The organism is Luteibacter sp. W1I16, assembly GCF_050434905.1.
Classification (GTDB): Bacteria; Pseudomonadota; Gammaproteobacteria; order Xanthomonadales; family Rhodanobacteraceae; genus Luteibacter.
On record NZ_JBNDJJ010000001.1, the window covers coordinates 710664 to 727966 of the forward strand.

Annotated in this window: 16 protein-coding genes; 11 read left to right on the forward strand and 5 right to left on the reverse strand. The window is 66.7% G+C overall.

What is annotated here, in order from left to right:
• Positions 1 to 43 precede the first annotated feature (43 nt).
• Positions 44 to 1000 (forward strand): aspartyl/asparaginyl beta-hydroxylase domain-containing protein, encoded by a 957-nt coding sequence (locus QFZ41_RS03160; RefSeq protein WP_429197415.1) that lies wholly within the window; start codon positions 44 to 46, stop codon positions 998 to 1000.
• Positions 1001 to 1004: 4 nt separating this feature from the next.
• Entirely contained in the window at positions 1005 to 1469 is a 465-nt protein-coding gene (locus QFZ41_RS03165; protein ID WP_429197416.1) for a hypothetical protein, read from the forward strand.
• Between the two features lie 750 nt (positions 1470 to 2219).
• Here the strand turns inward: QFZ41_RS03165 and QFZ41_RS03170 are convergent.
• The 3 genes from QFZ41_RS03170 to grxC all read right to left on the reverse strand — a co-directional run bounded on the left by QFZ41_RS03170 (position 2220) and on the right by grxC (position 4036).
• Positions 2220 to 3242 carry an isocitrate dehydrogenase gene (locus QFZ41_RS03170; RefSeq protein WP_429197417.1) on the reverse strand — a complete coding sequence of 341 codons (1023 nt, stop codon included), beginning with the start codon at positions 3240 to 3242 and terminating at the stop codon, positions 2220 to 2222.
• A gap of 135 nt (positions 3243 to 3377) precedes the next feature.
• Positions 3378 to 3767 (reverse strand): carboxymuconolactone decarboxylase family protein, encoded by a 390-nt coding sequence (locus tag QFZ41_RS03175; protein ID WP_371024778.1) that lies wholly within the window; start codon positions 3765 to 3767, stop codon positions 3378 to 3380.
• Positions 3767 to 4036, reverse strand: coding sequence for a glutaredoxin 3 (gene grxC / locus QFZ41_RS03180; protein WP_429197418.1), 270 nt, complete (start codon positions 4034 to 4036; stop codon positions 3767 to 3769). Before grxC ends, QFZ41_RS03175 begins: the two co-directional genes overlap by 1 nt.
• Positions 4037 to 4196: 160 nt before the next feature.
• Here grxC and QFZ41_RS03185 point away from each other — a divergent pair, with 160 nt between their 5' ends.
• The 9 genes from QFZ41_RS03185 (at position 4197) to QFZ41_RS03225 (ending at position 14884) form a co-directional block, all read left to right on the forward strand.
• Positions 4197 to 5813 (forward strand): M48 family metalloprotease, encoded by a 1617-nt coding sequence (locus QFZ41_RS03185; protein ID WP_429197419.1) that lies wholly within the window; start codon positions 4197 to 4199, stop codon positions 5811 to 5813.
• Between the two features lie 79 nt (positions 5814 to 5892).
• On the forward strand, positions 5893 to 6582 hold the full coding sequence (phoB, locus tag QFZ41_RS03190) for a phosphate regulon transcriptional regulator PhoB (RefSeq protein ID WP_166698972.1): 690 nt from the start codon (positions 5893 to 5895) through the stop codon (positions 6580 to 6582).
• Positions 6583 to 6640: 58 nt separating this feature from the next.
• Complete coding sequence (phoR, locus tag QFZ41_RS03195) at positions 6641 to 7918, forward strand: phosphate regulon sensor histidine kinase PhoR (protein WP_429197420.1); 1278 nt, start codon at positions 6641 to 6643, stop codon at positions 7916 to 7918.
• 100 nt (positions 7919 to 8018) lie between these two features.
• Entirely contained in the window at positions 8019 to 10097 is a 2079-nt protein-coding gene (ppk1, locus tag QFZ41_RS03200; protein ID WP_429197421.1) for a polyphosphate kinase 1, read from the forward strand.
• On the forward strand, positions 10094 to 11239 hold the full coding sequence (locus QFZ41_RS03205) for an MGDG synthase family glycosyltransferase (protein WP_429197422.1): 1146 nt from the start codon (positions 10094 to 10096) through the stop codon (positions 11237 to 11239). The genes ppk1 and QFZ41_RS03205 overlap by 4 nt, the downstream gene beginning before the upstream one ends.
• Positions 11236 to 11736 (forward strand): hypothetical protein, encoded by a 501-nt coding sequence (locus QFZ41_RS03210; protein WP_429197423.1) that lies wholly within the window; start codon positions 11236 to 11238, stop codon positions 11734 to 11736. Before QFZ41_RS03205 ends, QFZ41_RS03210 begins: the two co-directional genes overlap by 4 nt.
• Positions 11737 to 11829: 93 nt before the next feature.
• Complete coding sequence (locus tag QFZ41_RS03215) at positions 11830 to 13347, forward strand: exopolyphosphatase (protein WP_429197424.1); 1518 nt, start codon at positions 11830 to 11832, stop codon at positions 13345 to 13347.
• Between the two features lie 65 nt (positions 13348 to 13412).
• The gene (locus QFZ41_RS03220; protein WP_429197425.1) at positions 13413 to 14156 is read left to right on the forward strand and encodes a peptidylprolyl isomerase; all 744 of its coding nucleotides are present in this window, start codon (positions 13413 to 13415) and stop codon (positions 14154 to 14156) included.
• Positions 14153 to 14884, forward strand: coding sequence for a UDP-2,3-diacylglucosamine diphosphatase (locus QFZ41_RS03225; protein ID WP_429197426.1), 732 nt, complete (start codon positions 14153 to 14155; stop codon positions 14882 to 14884). Before QFZ41_RS03220 ends, QFZ41_RS03225 begins: the two co-directional genes overlap by 4 nt.
• 95 nt (positions 14885 to 14979) lie before the next feature.
• On the opposite strand, the gene QFZ41_RS03230 is transcribed toward QFZ41_RS03225, so the two are convergent.
• Both QFZ41_RS03230 and purF read right to left on the reverse strand, forming a co-directional pair.
• On the reverse strand, positions 14980 to 15780 hold the full coding sequence (locus QFZ41_RS03230) for a ferritin-like domain-containing protein (RefSeq protein ID WP_429197427.1): 801 nt from the start codon (positions 15778 to 15780) through the stop codon (positions 14980 to 14982).
• Positions 15781 to 15822: 42 nt separating this feature from the next.
• Positions 15823 to 17301 (reverse strand): amidophosphoribosyltransferase, encoded by a 1479-nt coding sequence (gene purF / locus QFZ41_RS03235; RefSeq protein ID WP_429197428.1) that lies wholly within the window; start codon positions 17299 to 17301, stop codon positions 15823 to 15825.
• Positions 17302 to 17303: the final 2 nt, after the last annotated feature.

Here is a 17303-nt window from a genome sequence, read left to right on the forward strand (position 1 = left end):
TTCCGGGGCCGTATGTATCGCCCGTCCCCCTCGAGTCCAACCCATGAATTTCCTCGGGCCCCGCTTCATCGTCCTGTACGTGCTGATCCTGTTCACGCTGTGCGTGCTGCTGGTGCACCTGCGCGGCCGCTCGCGCCTGCGCTTCGACCGCCAGCTGGTGGACCATTCGGCGATCTTCGCGCCGTACAACCTGTTGATGTACGCCTTCTCCGCCGTGCCCGCGCGGCCGATCCTCGATCGCCGCGGCTTCCCGCAGCTCGACCTGCTGCAGGCCAACTGGCAGGCGATCCGCCAGGAAGCCATGCACCTGTTCGACGAGGGCTTCATCCGCTCGGCCGAAAAGCACAACGACGCCTCCTTCAACTCCTTCTTCAAGCAGGGCTGGAAGCGCTTCTACCTGAAATGGTATGGCGAACCGCTCGCCTCCGCCGAAGCGCTGTGTCCGGAAACCGTGAAGCTGCTGAACTCGATCCCGAGCGTGAAGGCGGCGATGTTCGCCCTGCTTCCTCCGGGCAGCAAGCTCAATCCGCACCGCGATCCCTTCGCCGGCTCACTGCGCTACCACCTCGGCCTCATCACACCCAATTCGGACGAGTGCCGCATCTTCGTCGATGGTGAAATGCATGCATGGCGCGATGGCAAGGACGTGGTCTTCGACGAGACCTACGTGCACTGGGCGGAGAACCGCACCGACCAGACCCGCGTCATCCTCTTCGCCGACGTGGAGCGTCCGCTGAAAAGCGGCCTGATGACCGCGATCAACAAACGCGTCGGCGCCTTCATGGGTTCGATCACGGCCTCGCCCAACAGCGACGACGGCGATGAACAGGTGGGCTTCGTCAATCGCATGTTCGCGCTGAACAAGCGCGGTCGCGAGAGCACGCGCAAGTTCAAGAAGGCGAATCCGAAGCTGTTCCGCGTCGTGAAATACATCGGCATCGTGCTGATGATCTGGTTGATCTTCCTCGCTCCCTATCCTTTCTTCCGCGGCAACGCCTGATGCCATGAAGCCTTCCGTCCTCGCCCTCGCTCTTCTCGTCGCGGCATCCATCGCCTCGGCGGAAGATGCCGGGCCGGGACCGATGGAAGACCTCGCGCCCCGTGTCGCTCGCTTGGTCGACGACACGACGAAGGACGCGGCGAGCGAGGACCGGGCGTTCAACCAGTTGTTGCGACTCGGCAGGGCCGGCGTGCCCTACATCATCGCGCACCTCGGCGACGGCCGGCGCCTGCCGGAACAGTCGATCTGGATACACCGCTCGGGCGGACGTGCGGAACGCCAGTACAAACCCTGGTACGTACACGACGGCCTCGAAGCCGTGCTGACGGAACTCACCGGTTTCACCATGGGCCCCCAGAACGGCCACCTGCTTCCCAGCCAGCGCAAGCAAAGCACGCGCAAGTGGGTGGCGTGGTGCGTGGAGCGCTATCCGGCCCAGGCGGATGTATGCCGCTCGGGGCAGCGGTAGCGGCATCCCGCTTCATCTCGGGAGGGCTCGGGCTCGGCTTCGCCCTCGCGTTGGAGTGTGGGGCAGAGCCGTCGGCCGCCACCCTCGTCGCGCCGAGGGTGGCGGCCAACGGCTCTTCCGGGCACTGAGGGGTCGTGTGGCAAGAGCAACACCCGCGACCGGGGGCAAGCCATTCCGTGTGAATCCCCGCACCCGGGTGGGAAGCGGGCTGGCCCGCGATTCGCCACCTATGTCGAGCGAACGAAGCTGTGCACTGCAACCGAACGAGCGGTAAAAGCCTGGCTCGATCACCGCAAAACTTCCTTCGCCAACAGAAAGAGTGAGGCATCGCGGGCCAGCCCGCTTCCCACCCGGGTGCGGCAACCGGCGAGGGCAGACGGCTCTTCCCCACCAACCCACCCCAGTGTCGAGTGAGCTGCCGGGCGCCACCCTCGGCGCGACATGAGGAGCCGAGGACGGGCGGGCGGACAAGGCCCGGTAGGGGATCGGCCAGGACGGCCGATCGTTTTCGCTGAGCCACGGAGGGCGAATCGAAAACCCCCGCCCGCCCGTCCGAGCCCGAAGGGGCGCCAGCCATCAGGCATGGCCGCGCAGCGGCATCCCTTCCCAAGGGACGGCACCGCCTGTCGCGCCGAGGGTGGCGCCCGGCAGCTCCCCCGCGACGCGCATAACGAATGCGAGGGCGAAGCCGAGCCGTGCATGAAACCGGCCCGCTGCCGCGGGATCGCCGACGAAGTCGGCTCCCACAAGTTAGGCCGTGGCGCGGATGCGTTCGACGATGGCGTCGCCGAAAGTGTCCGTGGTGCCCGTGCCGCCGACGTCCGGCGTGGTGCGGTCGCCGGCGTCCATCACGTCGCGGATGGCGCTACGCAGGCGGGTGGCCTTGGCGACCATGTCGAGGTGGTCGAGCATGTCGGCCGCCGCGAGCAGCAGCGCGCAAGGGTTGGCCTTCTTCTGGCCCGCGATGTCCGGCGCCGAACCGTGCACGGCTTCGAAGATCGCCGCATCCTTGCCGATGTTGGCACCCGGCGCGAGGCCGAGGCCGCCCACGAGGCCGGCGCAGAGGTCGGAAAGGATGTCGCCGAACAGGTTCGTGGTGACGATCACGTCGAACTGGTACGGATTCATCACCAGCTGCATGCAGGCGTTATCCACGATCATCTCGTTGAACTCGATGTCCGGGTAATCCTTCGCCACTTCGCGTGCCACCGTCAGGAACAGGCCCGACGACGTCTTCATGATGTTGGCCTTGTGCACCGCCGTGACCTTCTTGCGGCCCTTCTGGCGGGCCATCTCGAAAGCGTACTTGCAGATGCGCTGCATGCCGGGGCGGGTGTTGCGGATCATCGAGATGGCGACTTCGTTGTCACCTTCGCCGGTCTGGGTCTGACCTTCGGCGAGGTAGGCGCCCTCGGTGTTCTCGCGCACCGTGATGATGTCGATGTTCTCGAAGCGCGCCTTCGTGCCCGGGAAGCTGATCGCCGGACGCACGTTCGCGTAGAGATCGAACTTGCGGCGCAGGGTGACGTTGATCGAGGTGAAGCCACCGCCGATCGGCGTGGTCAGCGGGCCCTTGAGGGCGACCTTGTGCTCGGCGATCTTGTCCAGCGTGGCCTGCGGCAGCAGGTCGCCGTGCTTTTCGAGCGCGACCACGCCCGCGTCCACGAAATCGTAGGCGAGGCCGCAGTCCAGGGCGTCGAGGACGCGGATGGTCGCGTCCATGATCTCGGGGCCGATGCCGTCGCCGGGGATCACGGCAATGGTCTTGCTCATGGGGGTAACTCCTGAAGGAAAGCGGACGCAGGGCGCGCGGTTGCCGCGCGCGGGGAGAAAAATCGCCCAATTATCGGCGATCCGGCCTGCTTCCTTCAAGTTTCGCGCCCCTCGCGGGGCGCCCGTCGCGCCTGTTCAGGCGGCGGAATGATCCGCGCAGGCCGCGGCATCCGCCGGCGCCTCGGTTTCCAGGGAGTCGAGGAAATCGACCGCGCGGCGCAGGTGCGGAATCACGATGGAACCGCCAACGACCAGACCCACGCTGAACACCTCGAAGAACTCGTCGCGATTCACGCCGGCTTCCTTGCACTGCGCCACGTGGTAGCTGATGCAGTCGTCGCAACGCAGCACCATCGACGCCACCAGGCCCAGCATTTCCTTGGTCTTCACATCCAGCGCGCCCTCGCGGTACGTCTGGGTGTCCAGGGCGAAGAACCGGCGCACCACCTGGTTGTCTTCCGAGAGGATGCGTTCGTTCATCCGCTTGCGGAACGCGGTGAATTCTTCCACGCGATCGCCGGCCATCAGTGCGCCGCCTCGATGATCTGGGCCAGCCGGCCGCTGCGGTCCGCGGCGGCGAGATCGTCGAAACCACCCACATGGGTGCCATTGATGAAGATCTGCGGCACGGTGCGGCGGCCACCGCTCTTTTCCAGCATCGCGTCGCGCTGGGCGGGATCGGTGTCGATACGCACCTCGTTCCAGGAAAGACCCTTGGCTTTCAACAGGTTCTTGGCGGCCACGCAATAGGGGCAGACGGCGGTGGAATAGATGGTGATATCGGGGCTGGACATGGAGGGATTCTCCGAACCGGAATGGGCGCAAGATGGCGACCGGCAGCCGAATTTGCAAGGACGGGGCGAACCCCGCCGCCTCGACGCGGTCGAAGGCCATCCCACCGCCGCGACCGTCGACGGTGTCTAATCGTTAGGTGATGGTATCGTCGTTCGACCTATGCGCCCGCCCCTTTCCCGCCTCTCCATCCTTGCCGCCGCCGCGTTCGCGACCTTCGCCGCGGGCGCCCAGGACAACGTCCGCCTGCCCGACCTGGGCAGTTCCGCCAATGCCCTGATCAGCCCCCGCGAAGCCGACGAATACGGCGCGATGATGCTGCGCCAGATGCACGCGCTCGACCTGACCGTCGACGACGCCCTGGTCGACCAGTACATCAACGACCTGGGCTACCGTCTGGTCGCCTCCAGCGACCGGCCGAAGGACCACTTCTCGTTCTTCATCGTCAAGGACACCCAGATCAACGCCTTCGCCGCGCCAGGCGGCTACATCGGCGTCAATGCGGGCCTGATCAACATCACCAGCAGCGAAAGCGAACTGGCCGGCGTCATCGCCCATGAAATCGGCCATATCACCCAGAACCACCTGTACCGGGCGTTCGAGGATTCGAAAAAGAACGCGCCCCTGATGGCCCTGGTGCTGCTGGGCGCCATCGCGGCGGGTGCTGGCGGCGGGGCCGGCGACGCCGCGCCGGCGGTGCTGATGGGCGGTCAGGGGCTGCTCATGCAACGGCAGATCAATTTCACCCGCAAGGACGAGATCGAGGCGGACCGCGTCGGCATCCAGACCCTCGCCAACGCGGGTTACGACCCCGACGCGATGGCCGAGTTCTTCGGCCGCATGCAGGACACCCTGCGGGTGGGTGAGGGCGAGGAAGCCTTGCCCGCGCTGCTCCAGACCCACCCGGTGACGCTGGCCCGCATCAGCGACGCGAAGGCGCGCGCGCGGGTGATCGAGGAGAAACAAGCGAACAAACCGCGATTGTCCACGCTCGACAAGGCCACCTGGGAAAAGAGCACGGCCCCGGTGCTCTTCGTGAAGGATCCGACGGCCCTGGTGAGTGCCGGTGGCAAGGTCGCACCCGAAAGCGCCGGCGATACCTATGCGTTGATGCGCGAACGCGTGCGCGTGCTCTCGGGCGATGCGCAACGCCTTACGTCCTATTACGCGACCAACCTGAAGCGGAAGGATTTCGACACCGCCGCCAATCGATACGGATACGCCCTCGCCCTCCTCCGCACGGGGCACGGCGCGCAGGCGGTGGACCAGCTGCAACCCTTGCTGGCCAGCCAGCCTGGCAACGTGATCCTTCGCCTGGGCATGGCCGACGCCTATGAAAACGCCGGGCGCCATGGCGATGCCATGACGATCTACAAGGCCTTGCACGAGAACTCGCCGCGCAACCGCGCCGTCGCGCTGGGCTATGCCCGGGCCCTGGCCGATACCGGCCGCGCCGAGGACGCCCGCGCCGCGACGGCCATGTTGCGGCCGATGCTCGACGACAGCGACGACCCGGAGATCTTCCGCACCTTCGCCCGCGCCAGCGAGCGATCGGGCGACACGATCCGTGCCGCCGAGGCCTATGCCGATAGCGCCTATCTGTCCGGGCGCCCCTTCGACGCCATGGAGCAGCTGCGCCGCCTGCTCAAGCGCGACGACCTGGATTATTACCAGCGGTCGCGTATCCAGGCCCGGATCAGCGACCTCACGCCCCTGCTCCTGGAGCTGCGCAAGCGCCGGATCACCACCGACGACAACCCCGACGGACGCAGCCAGTAGGCCGATTGTTACGATTGTCATTGCCGTGTAACACAGCACGGCTGCAATATGACCGTCACAGCCAACGAGCGGTCCCAGCGTGCATAAACGCATCCTTATCGTGGAAGACGAGGCTTCGATTCGCGACATGGTCGCTTTCGCGCTTCGCAAGGCGGGTATGGACGCGGCCCACGCCGCGGACGCCCGCGCCGCCCAGATGGCCATTTCCGAGCGTGTTCCGGACCTCATCCTGCTCGACTGGATGCTGCCCGGCACGAGCGGACTGGAGCTGGCCCGCCGCCTGCGCCGCGAGGAACTCTCGCGGGAAATCCCCATCATCATGCTCACCGCCCGCGGCGAGGAAATGGACCGCGTGAACGGCCTGGAGGCCGGTGTCGACGACTATGTCATCAAGCCTTTTTCCACCCGCGAACTGATCGCGCGGATCAAGGCGGTGCTCCGCCGCAGCCAGGGCGACGACGGTTCCGGCGTGGTCGAGCTGGGCGGCCTGCGCATCGACGGCCCGGCGCACCGCGTGTTCGCGGGTGAGGACGCGGTGCCGATCGGCCCGACCGAATACCGCCTGCTGTTCTTCTTCATGACCCACCCCGAGCGGGTGTACTCCCGCGCGCAGCTGCTGGACCACGTGTGGGGTGGCAGCGTCTACGTCGAGGAACGCACGGTCGACGTGCACATCCGCCGCCTGCGCAAGACCCTCGAACCGTGGAAGCTGGACGACATGGTCCAGACGGTTCGCGGCGCGGGTTACCGGTTCTCGTCCAATACCTAGGTTTTAGCGGGCCAGCCGCGCTATGGTGCGTTTCACCAGACCGTCATCGGCTCGACGCATGCCCGTTCGTTTCGTTTCCCCTTGGCGATTGCCCATCGCGTGTGCCGCCCTGCTCGTCTTGGGCGGCGCCGTGGGCGTGCTCGCGGGCGCCGCGCTCATCGGCGTGACCGTCGTCGCGCTGGCGGAAATCGTCGTATTGCTGTCGCTGTTCCGTCACAAGCCGGGGCCAATGTTGCAATCGCCCGCCACGCGCCCCCCTGAGTATGACCGTCTGATGACCCGCACCCGCCGTATCGCATCCCGCCTGCGCGACCTGCGCAGCGCGGCTGGAACCCTGCCCGACGCGGTGGTCCTGCTCGACCACTCGTTGCACGTGCGCTGGTTCAACCACGCGGCGGAGGAACTCCTCGGCCTGAAACGCCCACGCGACCGCGGCCGGCCGATCTCCGAACTGCTGCGCAACAGTGAACTGGCGGACTGGCTCACCGACGGCGCGCGGGAACCGCTGAACGACGTCACCTCGCCAGGACATCCCAACCGCCACGTGACCGCCACGCTGCTGCCTTTCGGCAGCCGCCAGCGACTGCTCCTGGCACGCGACACCAGCCACCTCACGCGGCTGGAACAGATCCGCCGCGACTTCGTCGCCAACGTCTCCCATGAATTGCGCACCCCGCTGACGGTGATCCACGGCTACCTCGAATTGCTCGATCCCGAGGACGTGCCGGAACTGGCGCCCGTGCTGGACGAGATGCGCGCGCAGTCCAAGCGCATGGGACAGATCGTCGAAGACCTGCTCACCCTTTCCCGCCTGGAAACCCAGGATCACGTGGCGGACGAGCACGTGCAGATGGCGCCCCTGCTGGCCAGTCTGCGCAAGGAGGCCGAGGCGCTCAGCCAGGGCAGGCACACGGTCTCGCTCGACATCGCCACGTCGTACGACCTGCTCGGCTCCCCGAAGGACCTGCATAGCGCCTTCTCCAACCTGGTGAGCAACGCCGTCCGCTATACGCCGACCGGGGGACGCATCGCCATTCGTTGGGCCGAGGCCGAGGGCGGGGCCCGCTTCTCGGTACAGGACTCGGGGTTCGGTATTCCCGCCGCCCATATCGCCCGCCTCACCGAGCGCTTCTACCGCGTCTCGTCCAGCCGCTCACGCGACTCGGGCGGTACCGGCCTGGGCCTGTCGATCGTGAAGCACGTGCTGAACCTGCACCAGGCTCGCCTCTCGATCGAAAGCGAGCCGGGCAAGGGCTCCACGTTCGCCTGCGTTTTCGGCAGCGACCGCCTCCTCGACGGTGCGCGGCTGCAGGAAGCGGCCGGGCTGCATCCCTGAGCCATGCCCCCGAATGCGTCCAGGGCTTGCTGCGTTGCCGCTTTCCGGCATGATCGTCGATGAGCCACCATCGGCTGCCGTGAAAAGACCAGCGGAACGAATGAGCGAGCCTGTCGACCTCGGCGCCCCCGAGCTGTACATCAACCGCGAACTGGCGGCACTGGAATTCAATTTCCGCGTGCTCGCCCAGGCCCGCGATCCGGACGTGCCCGCCTTGGAGCGGCTGCGTTACCTGACCATCGTCAGCAACAACCTCGACGAATACTTCGAGGTGCGCGTGGCCGTGCTCAAGCACAAGCACGCGCTCGGCGCGGCCATTCCGGGAGCGGACGGATTGTCGTCCAGCGAGATCCTCACGCGCATCCGCGAGCGCACGCTGGAACTGGTCACCGAGTTGTACGGCACCTGGCGCGACGAACTGCTGCCGGCACTGGCCGCCGAAGGCATCCGCTTCCTCACCCGCGACGACTGGAGCGACAAGCAGCGCCGCTGGCTGCTGGGCTACTTCCAGAACGAGATCATGCCGGTGCTGTCACCGCTGGGGCTCGATCCCGCGCATCCGTTCCCGCGCATCCTCAACAAGACACTCAACCTCGCCGTGGTGCTCAAGGGCCGCGATGCTTTCGGCCGCGAGGGGCACATGGCCCTCGTGCGCGCGCCCCGGTCGCTGCCCCGGATCATCCACCTGCCCGCCGCGGTCTCGGACGGCGACGGCGATTTCGTCTTCCTGGCGGAAGTGCTGCAAGCCTTCGCCGACGAGATCTTCCCCGGTTTCCAGGTCTGCTCCACGTATCAGTTCCGTGTCACGCGCAACAGCGAACTGGTGGTCGAGGAAGCCGAGGTGGAAAACCTGGCCCGCGCGCTGAGCGAGGAACTCGCCGGCCGTGGCTATGCGCGTCCGGTGCGCCTCGAAGTCGGCGCCGACTGCCCTCGCGCGATCACCGAGATGCTGATCGCCAACTTCCAGCTCGAGGAAGCCGACGTCTACCGATGTGACGGCCCGGTCAACATCATCCGCGCCGGCCTGATCTATGACCAGATCGACCGTCCCGAACTCAAGTTCCCCCGGTTCACGCCGCGTCTTTCCCCCGCGTTCGAGAAAGGCGTGAACGAGTTCGACGTGCTCGGCATGCGCGACGTGCTGCTGCACCACCCGTATGAATCGTTCGCCTCGGTGGTCGAACTGCTGCGCCGCGCCGCGCAGGACCCCGGCGTGCTGGCGATCAAGCAGACCCTCTATCGCGCGGGCAAGGATTCGCCCCTGGTCGATCTCCTGGTGGAGGCCGCGCGCAACGGCAAGGACGTCACCGTGGTGATCGAATTGCGCGCCCGCTTCGACGAAGAGGCCAACATCGGCCTGGCCAACCGTTTGCAGGAAGCCGGCGTGCAGGTGGTGTACGGCGTGGTCGGCTACAAGACGCACGCGAAGATGCTCCTGATCGTGCGGCGCGAGGCGGGTGGCGTGCTGCGCCGCTACGTGCATCTGTCCACCGGGAATTACCACCAGGGCAACAGCCGCGGTTACACGGACATCGGCCTCATGACAGCCGATCCGGAAATCGGCGAGGACATCCACAAGGTCTTCCAGCAGCTGTCGGGCCTTGGCCCGATGATCCAGCTCAAGCGCCTGCTGCATTCGCCCTTCACGTTGTACAGCAGCGTGATGGCCAAGATCGAACGGGAGATCGAGCATGCGCGCAACGGACGGCCGGGCCGCATCGTGGCCAAGCTCAACGCGCTGAACGAAGCGCACGTGGTCGAGGCCCTGTATCGCGCCTCCATGGCGGGCGTGCAGGTCGACCTCATCATCCGCGGCGCATGCACGCTGCGGCCCGGCATTCCCGGCATCTCGGAAAACATCCGGGTGCGCTCGATCATCGGCCGGTTCCTCGAGCACAGCCGCGTGTACTGGTTCGGCAACGACGGTGCGCCGGAACTGTACTGCGCCAGCGCCGACTGGATGGAGCGCAACCTCATGCGCCGTATCGAGGTCGGCGTGCCGATCCTGGAGCCGGCGCTGGCGCGCCGCGTCTACAACGAGACACTGGCCAACTACCTGAGCGACAACACCCAGGCGTGGCTGCTGGGCAGGGATGGGCGCTACACGCGCAGCCATCCGGCGAAGGGCGAGGCGCCGTATAGCGCGCAGCAGGCCCTGCTTGCGGCTTATAGCGGGTGAAGCGGCGCATCCTGCTCCTGTCGGTATCCGCGGGTGCGGGGCATGTGCGCGCCGCGGAAGCGCTCGAGGCGACCGTGTCCGCGCTCGCGGCCGAGGGGCGCGAGATCGAAGCGAAACACCTCGACGTCATGGACTACGTGCCGTCGAGCTTCCGGCGCATCTATGCGGATTTCTACCTGCGCCTCATCACGCGGCACCCACAACTGTGGGGCATGCTCTATCGCATCACCGACGACACGCGTCCCGAAGCGGTGACCCAGCGCATGCGCCGCACGATCGAGCGGTTGCACACGCGCCGCCTGCGCGCGGCGATCACGCAGTTCGCCCCGGATGCGATCGTCTGCACGCATTTCCTGCCCGCCGAGATGTTGATGCGGCAGATACGCAAGGGGCGCATCACGGTGCCCGTGTGGCTGCAGGTGACCGACTTCGACCTGCACCGCATGTGGGTGATCCCGGAGATGACCGGTTATTTCGCCGCGAGTCCTGAAATCGCGCAACGCATGCGCGCGGTCGGACTGCCCACGTCGCGCGTGCACACCACGGGCATTCCGGTGATGCCGGCGTTCGCCGAGCCCCAGGACCGGCGCGCCCTGGCCGTATCCTTCGGCATGGATCCCGACCGCCCCGCTTACCTGGTGATGGGCGGTGGCGCGGGCGTCGGCGCGCTGGACGAACTGGCCGACACGCTGCTTTCCAGCGGCGGGGACTTCCAGCTGGTGGTGCTCGCGGGACGTAATGCCGCGATGCTGGAACGCCTGCGCTCGCTCGCCACCACGCGTCATGCGGGACGCCTGTTTCCGCATGGCTTCACCCGCCACGTCGAGCGCCTGATGGCGTGTTGCGACCTGGCCATCACCAAGCCCGGCGGCCTCACCACCTCCGAATGCCTGGCGATGGGCCTGCCCATGATCGTCAACGCCCCGATTCCCGGCCAGGAAGAACGCAATGCGGACTACCTGCTGGAACAGGGAGCGGCATGGAAGGCCATCGACGCCGTGGCCCTGGCCTGGCGCATCGGCGAGCTTCGCACCCATCCCGAACGCCTGGCCGCCATGGCCGCCAGCGCACGCGCGATCGGCCGCCCGCATGCGGCGCGCGAGGTGATCGGCACGGTGCTCGCCGACCTGGACGGTACATGAGCCATTCACCGCGTCGCCGACTCACCGCCGTGGTTTCGACCGCCCTTTTCACCTTGCTGCTGGCCTTCATGTTCGCGCATGTGGAGATCGAGATCGAAGGCCCGAACGGCTGGGCCACGAGCCTGCCCACCTGGCGCGTGGATCACCACTGGCTGCTCGACCTGCTATGGGGCGGACGGCCGATGACCGGCTATCACGCCTGGGTCTTCCCGTTCATCGCCTTGTTTTTCCATTTCCCCATGGTGTTCCGTGGGTTCTGGAGCTGGCGGGCGCAGGTCCGCGCGATCGCTTGCGTGATGCTGTTCTGGGTCGCGGAGGACGGCCTGTGGTTCGTGCTGAACCCCGCGTTCGGCCTGGCGCGCTTCAACCCCGTGGACGTGCCCTGGCATCGTCACTGGTGGGGACCCGCGCCCAGCGACTATTGGGTTTTCGGCTTTCTTTGCATCGTGCTGTTCGTCTTGTCGGCACTCCCGAAGCCTGGATCCCCTCGTTCGTGATCGTCCTCGACGTCCACACACGATTCACGCGCTTGCACGCAAGCCCCGGCACCATGCCAGAATTCACCGATACGCCGCTGCGGACATTCCACCTTGGCATCGACAGGTAAATCGCAGATCAACGAAGGCGAATTGCTCGCCGCCGTCGACCTCGGCTCGAACAGCTTCCACATGGTCGTCGCGCGCTACGAGCACGGCGAGCCCCGCGTGATCGACCGCCTGCGCGACTCCGTGCGCATGGCCGTGGGCTTGCGGCCCGACGGCACGCTGGATGCCAACCATCGCGCCGCCGCACTCGCCAGCCTCGCCCGCTTCGGCCAGCGCATCGCCGGCATCCCGGCGCTGCATGTGCGCGCGGTGGCGACCAACACCGTGCGCAGGCTCGCCTCGCCGCACGCGTTCCTTTCCGCCGCCGAGGCGGCGTTGGGCCACCCGGTGGAAATCGTCTCCGGTCGCGAGGAAGGCCGGCTCATCTTCCTGGGCGCCGCCCACGACCTGCCCGCCTCGCGCGATCACCGCCTGGTGATCGACATCGGTGGCGGCAGCACCGAGTTCATCGTGGGCCGCGGCACCTCGCCTATCCTCACGGAGAGCGTGCAGGTGGGCTGCATCGCCTCCACGCTGCGCTTCTTTCCCGGCGGCAAGATCACCCGCAAGCGCTGGCTGCGGGCGCGCCGCGAGATCGGCGTGCTGCTCCAGCAGTTTTCCGAGGACTACCGCGAGGCCGGCTGGGCCGACGCCTACGGTTCATCCGGCACCGCGAAGGCGATCGGTTCGGTCGTCCGGGCAATGAAGTTGTCCGACGACGGGATCACGCCGGAATCGCTCGCGGCGGTCCGCGAAGCGCTGATCGAGCAGGGATCCTCCAACACGCTGAAATTACCGGGTCTCGCCGACGACCGCGCCGAAGTGTTCGCGGGCGGCGTGGCCATTTTCGAGGCTGCTTTCGACGCGCTGGGCATCGATCGCCTGCGCGTCTCCGAAAGCTCGATGCGCGAGGGCCTGCTCTGGGACCTGATCGGCCGTTCCGCGGGCACCGACCCGCGCATGGCCAGCATCGATTCGCTGGCGAGCCGTTACGGCGTCGACCGCGCACAGGCTCGGCGCGTGGAAACCACCGCACTGGCCTTGTTCGACCAGCTGGCCAAGGTCTGGAAGCTCGACGACGACGCGCGCGAGTGGCTGTCGTGGGCATCGCGCGTGCACGAACTCGGCCTCGCCATCGCCCACAGCCAGCACCAGCGACATGGCGCGTATATCCTGCGCCACGCCGACATGGCGGGCTTTTCGCGACAGGAGCAGCAATTACTTGCGGCGATCGTCGAATGCCACCGGCGCAAGCCGGAGAAGTCGGTCATCTCCGCGCTGCCCGTGCGTTATCGCATGCTGGCCCGCCATATCACGGCGATCCTGCGCCTGGGGGTGCTTTTCCGCCGGGCGCGGCGGGCCGAGGCGTTGCCGCGCATCCGTGCCGTGGCCACGCGGCAGCGGCTGCGCCTGTCGCTTCCCGCCGACTGGCTCGACCAGCATCCGCTGACCGAGGCCGACCTGGAACAGGAGCGCGAACCTCTCGCGGAGCTGGGCCTGGAACTGGAGATCGTGACCGAATGACCGCGATACGCCCTGCAAAGGGGGGTATCATGCCGGGAATGTTTCACCGTCACGACCGGTCACCCATGCTCAAAGCCGTCTTCGCCAGCGTCCTCTTCGCCCTGCCCGCCCTTGCGCTCGCGCAGGCGGCCAAGCCGGCGGCACCAGCGCCTGGCGCCATCGAGCACCCCCGTGTGACGATGCATACCACCCAGGGCGATTTCACCCTGGAACTGTTCCCGGAGAAGGCGCCCAAGAGCGTCGCCAACTTCCTTCAGTACGTGCGAGACGGCTTCTACGACGGCACGGTGTTTCATCGCGTGGTCGACGGCTACATGGTCCAGGGCGGCCTCTACAGCCGCGACCTGACACAGCGGCGCACCCGCGCGGCGATCCCCAGCGAGGCGGACAACGGACTCTCCAACCTGCGCGGCACCGTCGCGGTGGCACGCGGAACCGACCCGAACTCGGGTACGGCACAGTTTTTCGTCAACCTCGTCGACAATCGTCGGCTCGACTACGTGAGCAACCAGAGTGGCCTCACCTGGGGCTTCGCCGTGTTCGGCAAGGTCGTCACCGGCATGGACACGATCGACAAGATCGCCGCCCTGCCCACGCGCGCGCAGGGCCCGTTCGTCGGCGACGTGCCGAATCCGCTGGTCGTCATCGAATCGGCCAGCGTGGTCGGCGAAGAGAAAGCGGCACCTGCCCGCTCTTCCTCCGCCGCGGCCCCCGCCAGCGCACCGGCGAAGCCCGCGACCGCGCCGGTCAAACAGGCCACGCCCAAGAAGGGTGAGAAGAAAACCCCGACGCCACCGAAGGCCGCATGAGCACGCTATTCATCGCCGACCTGCACCTCGACGAGGCGCGGCCCGATATCACGCTGTTGTTCGAACACTTCCTCGCTTCGGACGAAGCACGCTCGGCAAACGCCTTCTACATTCTCGGCGACCTTGTCGAAGCGTGGATCGGCGACGACGACGACGCACAACTGCCGGCACGGATCGCCCAAGCCACGCGCGGCTTGAGCGATGCCGGTGTTCCCGTCTACTTCATGGTCGGCAATCGCGACTTCCTGCTCGGACCCGCCTTCGCCGAGCGCGCGGGCATGACCCTGCTCGACGACGGCACCGTGCACGATATCGAAGGCGTGCCCACCCTGCTGATGCACGGCGACGTACTCTGCACCGACGATGTCGAATACCAGGCCGTTCGCGCCCAGGTAAGAACGGAGGCATGGAAGACCCAGGTCCTCTCGATGCCGCTGGAGGCACGCCGCGCCTTCGCCGCGCAAGCACGCAGCGACAGCAAGTCACGTACCGGGCGCATCGACGAGACGATCATGGACGTGAACCAGGACGCGGTCGAAGACGCCATGCGCCGCGCCGGAGTCCGCCGCCTCGTGCACGGGCATACTCACCGGCCCGCCATTCACGACTTCGAACTCGATGGCGCGCTCGCGCAACGGATCGTGTTGGGCGACTGGTACGACCACGGCTCGGTCTTGTCGATCGACGGTAAGTCCGTCGACCTCCGCGGCCTGTCGCTGCTCACCTGATACCGGGCCAAAGGCCGCTGCCGCTGCTTGGTGGATGCAGCCTGGTGGGAGCCAACCCTGTCGGCGATGGGTGCTTGCCGTAACCTGGCCCAGGCTCAGCCCAGGGTACCCAGCCAAACCAACTCGGTCTCCGAGAACCCCGCCGCGCGGCGGGCATCGAGATTGAACGGACCCCGCAGCGACCCATTCATGTAATCGGCGAGCAGCTGCGCGAACGTGGCCTCGGGCTCGATCCCGTCACGCTCGCAGCACCAATGGAACCAACGCGTTCCCGCCGCCACATGGGCCACTTCTTCGCGCAGGATCACCTCCAGGATGGCGACGGTACGTTCGTCACCCTGGCGGCGTAGCCGCTCCATCATGCCGGGAGTGACATCGAGACCACGCGCTTCCAGGACACGCGGCACCAGGGCCATGCGAGCCGTATCGCTGTGCGCGGTCTTCTCCGCCATTTCCCACAAGCCGTTGTGCGCGTCGAAATCACCGTAGACGTGGCCGAGTTCGGAGAGGCGGCTGGACAGCATCGTGAAGTGACGCGCCTCGTCGTTGGCGCAGGATGCCCAGTCGCGGTAATATGCCGATGGCTTTCCGCGGAAGCGGTACACCGCGTCCCACGCGAGATCGATCGCGTTGAATTCGATATGCGCGATGGCGTGCACGAGCGCGGCGCGGCCTTCCGCCGTGCCAAGGCCGCGCTGTGCCACGTCGCGGGAAGGAACCAGGCGAGGACGTTCAGGGCGGCCCGGAAGTCCGATCGGACGTGCCGGGGGAGATGAGGAATCCGGCACCAGGTCGCCCGCTTGCAACGCTGCCCAGGTCTCGAAACTGAGCCGGACCTTCTCGGCCGGATCGGTCGCGTCGAGGCAACGGCGGGCGGCGGCGTGCAGGTCGTTCATAGGCAACTGGCGGCGCCCGTCGTCATCCGTGCCGCCCCATGCTCAGGCGCTGCGGCGCTCGTTCTTGGCCGCATCGGAACGCAGTGCTTCCTGCTGTTCGAGGAAACCCGCCTCGACCCCCGTGACGTACTCTCCGGAGAAGCAGGACGTATCGAAGCGCGTCAGTTCCTCGTTGCCATCCGCGACGGCCCAGATGAGGTCTTCCAGATCCTGGTAGATCAACCAGTCCGCGCCCAACGCCTTCTCCACTTCTTCCACCGTGCGGCCTGCCGCGACCAGTTCGGAAGCCGCGGGCATGTCGATGCCGTAGATGTTCGGATAACGCACCGGTGGCGCGGCCGAGGCGAAGTACACGTTCTTCGCACCGGCGTCCCGGGCCATCTGGATGATCTGGCGCGACGTGGTGCCACGGACGATCGAGTCGTCGACCAGCAGGACGTTCTTCTTCCGGAACTCGAGGTCGATCGCGTTGAGCTTGCGACGCACCGATTTCACGCGTTCGCCCTGCCCCGGCATGATGAAGGTGCGACCGATATAGCGGTTTTTCACCAGGCCCTCGCGCATGGGCACGCCCAGCGCCTGCGCCAGCGAGCTCGCGGCCGTGCGCGATGTGTCGGGAATGGGTATGACCGCGTCGATGCCGTGGTCGGGACCACGTTCGCGGAGAATCTTCTCGGCCAGCTTCTCGCCCATGCGCAGGCGGGCCTTGTACACCGAGACGTCTTCGATCATCGAATCGGGACGCGCCAGGTAGACGTATTCGAAGATGCATGGCGCATGGACGGCGCCTTCGGCGCAACGCTGCGCGTGCAACTCGCCACCATCGGTGACGATCACCGCTTCACCCGGCGCGATGTCGCGCACGCGCTTGAAGCCGAGCACGTCGAGTGCCACCGACTCGGACGCGATCGCATATTCGCGGCCTTCCGGGGTGACGCGCTCGCCGAGCACCAGCGGGCGGATGCCGTTGGGATCGCGGAAGGCGATCAGGCCGTATCCGAGCACCAGGGCGATACAGGCATAGCCGCCCCGCGCGCGCGCATGCACGCGAGAAATCGCCTTGAAGACATGCTCCGGCGTGAGGTCGCCGCGATCGTCCACCTGCAGTTCGTGCGCGAGCACGTTCAGCAGCACTTCGGAATCGGAATCGGTGTCGATGTGCCGGCGGTCGTCCTCGAACATCTCCTTGCGCAGGGTCTCGGTGTTCACGAGGTTGCCGTTGTGCGCGAAGGCGATGCCGTACGGCGAGTTGACGTAGAACGGCTGCGCCTCCTCGGTACCCTCGGACCCTGCCGTGGGGTAACGGCAATGGCCGATGCCGATGCGTCCGCGCAGCTTGCTGACGCCGGCGGAATTGAAGACGTCGCGAACCAGCCCGTTGCCCTTGTGCAGGCGAAGGCGCGCGCCATCCACCGTGGCGATGCCGGCGGCATCCTGCCCGCGGTGTTGCAGGACGGTCAGGCCGTCATACAGGGCCGATGCCACTTCCGTGGTACCGACGATGCCGATGATTCCGCACATGG

What these genes read in the sequence shown, in the direction of transcription:
- QFZ41_RS03230 (WP_429197427.1), bottom strand. Translation starts at nt 15,780, where the DNA reads ATGAACGACCTGCACGCCGCCGCCCGCCGTTGCCTCGACGCGACCGAT.
- QFZ41_RS03185 (WP_429197419.1), top strand. Translation starts at nt 4,197, where the DNA reads ATGCGCCCGCCCCTTTCCCGCCTCTCCATCCTTGCCGCCGCCGCGTTC.
- QFZ41_RS03170 (WP_429197417.1), bottom strand. Translation starts at nt 3,242, where the DNA reads ATGAGCAAGACCATTGCCGTGATCCCCGGCGACGGCATCGGCCCCGAG.
- QFZ41_RS03160 (WP_429197415.1), top strand. Translation starts at nt 44, where the DNA reads ATGAATTTCCTCGGGCCCCGCTTCATCGTCCTGTACGTGCTGATCCTG.
- purF (WP_429197428.1), bottom strand. Translation starts at nt 17,301, where the DNA reads ATGTGCGGAATCATCGGCATCGTCGGTACCACGGAAGTGGCATCGGCC.
- grxC (WP_429197418.1), bottom strand. Translation starts at nt 4,036, where the DNA reads ATGTCCAGCCCCGATATCACCATCTATTCCACCGCCGTCTGCCCCTAT.
- QFZ41_RS03220 (WP_429197425.1), top strand. Translation starts at nt 13,413, where the DNA reads ATGCTCAAAGCCGTCTTCGCCAGCGTCCTCTTCGCCCTGCCCGCCCTT.
- QFZ41_RS03165 (WP_429197416.1), top strand. Translation starts at nt 1,005, where the DNA reads ATGAAGCCTTCCGTCCTCGCCCTCGCTCTTCTCGTCGCGGCATCCATC.
- QFZ41_RS03175 (WP_371024778.1), bottom strand. Translation starts at nt 3,767, where the DNA reads ATGGCCGGCGATCGCGTGGAAGAATTCACCGCGTTCCGCAAGCGGATG.
- ppk1 (WP_429197421.1), top strand. Translation starts at nt 8,019, where the DNA reads ATGAGCGAGCCTGTCGACCTCGGCGCCCCCGAGCTGTACATCAACCGC.
- QFZ41_RS03225 (WP_429197426.1), top strand. Translation starts at nt 14,153, where the DNA reads ATGAGCACGCTATTCATCGCCGACCTGCACCTCGACGAGGCGCGGCCC.
- phoR (WP_429197420.1), top strand. Translation starts at nt 6,641, where the DNA reads ATGCCCGTTCGTTTCGTTTCCCCTTGGCGATTGCCCATCGCGTGTGCC.
- QFZ41_RS03210 (WP_429197423.1), top strand. Translation starts at nt 11,236, where the DNA reads ATGAGCCATTCACCGCGTCGCCGACTCACCGCCGTGGTTTCGACCGCC.